General features: G+C 66.2%; 2 protein-coding genes and 1 pseudogene. All 3 read right to left on the bottom strand.

Going from position 1 to position 4594, the window contains the following annotated elements; translation table 11 throughout:
* A pseudogene (locus AC1DKD_RS39395) lies at positions 1-248 on the bottom strand (L-asparaginase); the annotation flags it as partial.
* A gap of 267 nt (positions 249-515) precedes the next feature.
* Complete coding sequence (gene prpF, locus AC1DKD_RS39400) at positions 516-1706, bottom strand: 2-methylaconitate cis-trans isomerase PrpF (RefSeq protein ID WP_477144578.1); 1191 nt, start codon at positions 1704-1706, stop codon at positions 516-518.
* A gap of 78 nt (positions 1707-1784) precedes the next feature.
* Positions 1785-4382, bottom strand: coding sequence for a Fe/S-dependent 2-methylisocitrate dehydratase AcnD (acnD, locus tag AC1DKD_RS39405; RefSeq protein WP_477144579.1), 2598 nt, complete (start codon positions 4380-4382; stop codon positions 1785-1787).
* Positions 4383-4594: the final 212 nt, after the last annotated feature.

Below are 4594 nucleotides of genomic sequence, written 5' to 3' on the forward strand. Positions count from 1 at the left end.
GCGATGATCTTGTCCACCGGCACCACGGCCGACTGGTAGGCCGCGGTATTGGTGGCGGCAGCGCCGGCGCCGGCGATGGTGCCGCCGGTGCCGATAATGACGATATTGGCCTTGCGGGCTTCGCTGGGGGCGCTGGCCTGCGTCGGCGCGGCGGCGGACGGGGCAAGCTGCGCATGGGCGGCGCCGGTGGTCAGGCTGGCGGCGAGCAGCAGGGCGCCGATGGTGGTGAGACGGGCAAAGCGTTTCATGATTCTCCTCGTATAGGCACGACTGAACAGCACCTTTTGGGTGTCTGCGTCGTCTATCGGTCTTCGCAATCCGGCCGGCCCGGGCCTGACTTACAGGTGTCTGGCCAGCGGAGGGTGAACTATACGAGAGGGTGGTCAAATGTGTCGACATTTGCGGATTCGGGGTTTTCCCGAGGCGGGAGGCGGACGGCAGGCACAAAAAAGCCCGGCAAAAGCCGGGCTCCATGCGCGCCGCGGGCCGTCCATCGGCCACTGCGTCAGCGTGCTTCAGAACGCATCGCCGGGCACGCGCACCCAKCCTTCCATCAGCACCCGKGCGCTGCGGCTCATGATGGCCTTGGTSACGGTCCATTCGCCGTTGACCTGCGTGGCTTCCGCGCCCACACGCAGGGTGCCCGACGGATGGCCGAAGCGCACGGCATTGCGCTCGCCACCGCCGGCGGCGAGATTGACCAGCGTGCCCGTGATGGCCGCGGCGGTGCCGATGGCCACGGCGGCCGTGCCCATCATGGCGTGATGCAGCTTGCCCATGGACAGGGCGCGCACCAGCAGGTCGACGTCGCCGGCGGCAACCTGCTTGCCGCTGGACGCAACATAGGCGGCTGGCCTGGCGACAAAGGCCACCTTCGGCGTGTGCTGCCGGGTAGCGGCTTCGCCGATATCCTTGATCAGACCCATGCGCACCGCGCCGTGGGCGCGGATGGTCTCGAACATCGCCAGCGCCCTGGGGTCGCCGTTGATGGCGTCCTGCAGTTCGGTGCCTTTGTAGCCGATGGCTTCCGCGTCCAGGAAGATGGTCGGGATGCCGGCATTGATCATGGTGGCCTTCAGCGTGCCGACGCCGGGAACCTCGAGATCGTCGATCAGGTTCCCGGTGGGGAACATGGCGCCGCCGGCGCCGTCCTCCTCGGCTGCGGGATCCATGAATTCCAGCTGGACTTCGGCGGCGGGGAAGGTCACGCCGTCGAGTTCGAAGTCACCGGTTTCCTGCACGGCGCCATTGGTGATCGGCACGTGCCCGATGATGGTCTTGCCGATGTTGGCCTGCCAGATGCGCACGATGGCCATGCCGTTTTGCGGGATGCGGCTGGGGTCGACCAGCCCGGCGCTGATGGCGAAGGGCCCGACGGCGGCGGAGAGATTGCCGCAGTTGCCGCTCCAGTCGACGAACGGCTGGTCGATGGAGACCTGGCCGAACAGGTAATCGACGTCGTGATCGGGCTTGCTGCTTTTGGAGAGGATGACGGTCTTGCTGGTGCTGGAGGTAGCGGCACCCATGCCGTCGATCTGCTTGCCGTAAGGGTCCGGGCTGCCGATGACGCGCATCAGCAGCGCATCGCGGGCCGCACCCGGCACCTGCGCGGCGTCAGGCAAATCCTGCAGGCGGAAGAASACGCCCTTGCTGGTGCCGCCACGSATGTAGGTGGCGGGAATCTTGATCTGGGGTACGTGGGCCATGGATAGTTTGTCCTGGTGAAAACGGGCGGTACGTCGCCGTACCGCCCGAACACGATGCACGAAGCCGTCAGCCCGTGCTTACGCAGCTGCCTTCGACGATTCGAGGAAGTCCTGCGCGAAGCGCTGCAGCACGCCGCCGGCTTCGTAGATCGACACTTCTTCCGCGGTATCGAGGCGGCAGGTCACGGGGACTTCCACACGCTCGCCGTTCTTGCGGTGGATGACCAGAGTGAGGTCGGTCCGGGGCTTGCGCTCGCCGATCACATCGTAGGTCTCGGTGCCGTCGATGCCCAGCGTGGCGCGGTTCACGCCCGGCTTGAACTCCAGCGGCAGCACGCCCATGCCGACCAGGTTGGTGCGGTGGATGCGCTCGAAGCCTTCGGYGGCAATGGCCTCCACGCCAGCCAGGCGCACGCCCTTGGCGGCCCAGTCGCGCGAGGAGCCCTGGCCGTAGTCGGCGCCGGCGATCACGATCAGCGGTTGCTTGCGCGCCATGTAGGTCTCGATGGCTTCCCACATGCGGGTGACCTTGCCTTCGGGCTCGACGCGGGCGAGCGAGCCTGCCTTCATCTTGCCGTCYACCACCACCATTTCATTCTTCAGGGTGGGGTTGGCGAAGGTCGCACGCTGCGCGGTAAGGTGATCGCCGCGGTGGGTCGCGTAGGAGTTGAAGTCCTCCTCGGGCAGGCCCATCTTCGCCAGGTACTCGCCGGCGGCGCTATCGAGCATGATGGCGTTGGACGGCGACAGGTGGTCGGTGGTGATGTTGTCGCCCAGCACCGCCAGCGGGCGCATGCCCGTGAGCGCGCGTTCGCCGGCCAGCGCACCTTCCCAGTACGGCGGGCGGCGGATGTATGTGCTCATCTCGCGCCAGTCGTACAGCGGGCTGACCTTTTCGCCGGTGTCGGCGGTCACGGCGAACATCGGCTCGTACACCTTGCGGAATTGCTCCGGCTTCACGCTGGCGGCTACGACGGCGTCGATTTCCGCATCGGTCGGCCAGATGTCCTTCAGGGTCACCGGCTTGCCATTGGCGTCCGTGCCCAGCACATCCTTCTCGATATCGAAGCGGATGGTGCCGGCAATGGCGTATGCCACCACCAGCGGCGGCGAGGCCAGGAAGGCCTGCTTGGCATACGGGTGGATACGGCCGTCGAAGTTCCGGTTGCCGGACAGCACGGCGGTGGCGTACAGGTCGCGGTCCACGACTTCCTTCTGGATCACCGGATCCAGCGCGCCGGACATGCCGTTGCAGGAGGTGCAGGCATAGGCCACGACGCCAAAGCCCAGTTGTTCCAGTTCCGGCAGCAGGCTGGCTTCTTCCAGGTACAGCGTGACAGCCTTGGAGCCAGGCGCCAGCGAGCTTTTCACCCACGGCTTGCGGGTCAGGCCAAGCTGGTTGGCGTTGCGTGCCAGCAGGCCGGCGGCCACCATGTTGCGCGGGTTGTTGGTGTTGGTGCAGCTGGTGATGGCGGCGATGATCACGGCGCCGTCCGGCATCAGGCCGGGCTCGTTCTCGACCTTGCCGCTGATGCCGCGCGCGGCCAGTTCGGACGTCGGCACGCGCTTGTGCGGGTTGGACGGGCCGGCGATATTGCGTACCACCGAGGACAGGTCGAACTTCAGCACGCGCGGGTACTCGGCGTGCTCCAGGCTGTCCGCCCACAGGCCGGCTTCCTTGGCATACGTCTCCACGAGCTTGACCAGTGCTTCGTCACGGCCGGTGAGCCGGAGGTACTTGATGGTCTGCTCGTCGATGTAGAACATCGCGGCGGTGGAGCCGAACTCCGGCGCCATGTTGGAAATGGTGGCGCGGTCGCCCAGCGTCAGGTGGGTGGTGCCTTCGCCGAAGAATTCGAGGTAGGACGACACGACCTTTTCCTTGCGCAGGAATTCGGTCAGGGCCAGCACGGTGTCCGTCGCGGTGATGCCCGGCTGCGGCTTGCCGGTCAGCTCCACGCCGATGATGTCCGGCAGGCGCATCCACGAGGCGCGGCCCAGCATCACGCTTTCGGCTTCCAGGCCGCCAACGCCGATGGCGATCACGCCCAGGGCGTCCACCATCGGGGTGTGGGAGTCGGTGCCGACCAGCGTGTCGGGGAAGGCCACGCCGTCTTTTACCTGCACCACCGGGCTCATGCGCTCGAGGTTGATCTGGTGCAGGATGCCGTTGCCCGGCGGAATGACGTCGACGTTCTTGAACGCCTTCTTGGTCCAGTTGATGAAATCGAAACGGTCTTCGTTGCGGCGGTCTTCGATGGCGCGGTTCTTCGCGAACGCATCGGGATCGAAGCCACCGCACTCGACGGCCAGCGAGTGGTCCACCACCAGCTGCGTCGGCACCACCGGGTTGACCATGACCGGATCGCCGCCCTGGGCCGCGATCGCGTCACGCAGGCCGGCGAGGTCCACCAGTGCGGTCTGGCCCAGGATGTCATGGCAGACCACGCGCGCCGGGAACCAGGGGAAATCCAGTTCCTGCTTGCGTTCGATGAGCTGCTTGAGGGAATCGGTCAGCGTTGCCGGGTCGCAGCGGCGCACGAGGTTCTCGGCCAGCACGCGCGACGTGTACGGCAGCTTGTCATAGGCGCCCGCCTGGATCGCGTCGACCGCGGCGCGCGTGTCGAAGAAATCCAGCTGGGTGCCGGGCAGCGGTTTGCGGTTTGCAGTGTTCATTTTGTAGGGAAGAAAGAGAGTAATGATCAGGGGGTAGCGGCCGTGCTTCGCGGCCGGCTACCCCCTCTCCCACGGGCGGTACAGGGGAGCAAACCGGCAGCCGGGTGTTACTTGCGATCCTTGATCGGCACGAACTTCAGGTTCTCCGGACCAGTGTAGTTGGCGCTGGGGCGGATGATCTTGTTGTCGATGCGCTGCTCGACGATGTGGGC

The organism is Cupriavidus sp. 05T313 (assembly GCF_056396665.1).